At 70.0% G+C, this 523-nt stretch carries 2 pseudogenes; one reads left to right on the top strand and one right to left on the bottom strand.

The features are described from left to right. Nucleotides 1–334, top strand: a pseudogene (locus tag IEY81_RS23965) (lysylphosphatidylglycerol synthase domain-containing protein); the annotation flags it as partial. Nucleotides 335–341: 7 nt separating this feature from the next. Here the strand turns inward: IEY81_RS23965 and IEY81_RS23960 are convergent. Beyond that, nucleotides 342–523 (bottom strand): annotated as a pseudogene (locus IEY81_RS23960) (MFS transporter); the annotation flags it as partial.

Below are 523 nucleotides of genomic sequence, written 5' to 3'. Positions count from 1 at the left end.
GCTCTCCCAGGTCGGGATGATGGCCGTCGACCTGGTCGCGCTCGCGCTGTGCCTGCGCTTCGTCGGGGTCTCGGCGAGCGAGGTGAGCATCGCCTGGATCGCGATCGCCTACCTGTTCGCCTTCCCGTTCACGGTCTTCCCGATGTGGGGCATCGGCATCGTCGACGCCCTGGTCCTCGCCGCCCTGGTCGAGGCCGGCGGGCTGGACGTCGAGGCCGCCGCTGTCGCGGGGCTGATGGTGTGGCGGGTGTTCACCGTGGCCGTGCCGGTGCTGCTCGGCGCGGTCGCGGTGGCGGTGTGGCGGCGGGAGGTCTCCGCCGCCACACCTGCCTAGGAACCGATCAGTGCACGCCCGCCATCAGCTTGCGGATGGGCTTGTTGCCGACGAGCAGGAGCACACCGACGACGACCGAGGCGAGGCCGACCCACCAGAAGAAGCCGCTGTCGTCCTTGACGTCGTAGAACTCGGCGAGGCGACCGGACATCGCGGTGCCGAGGGCGATCGAGAGGAAGAAGAGCGCCA

Origin of the sequence: Nocardioides luteus, assembly GCF_014648595.1 — a bacterium.
GTDB classification, from domain to species: Bacteria; Actinomycetota; Actinomycetes; order Propionibacteriales; family Nocardioidaceae; genus Nocardioides; species Nocardioides luteus.
Note: the sequence above shows the minus strand (reverse complement) of the source record. Positions and strands in the feature narration are given on the sequence as shown.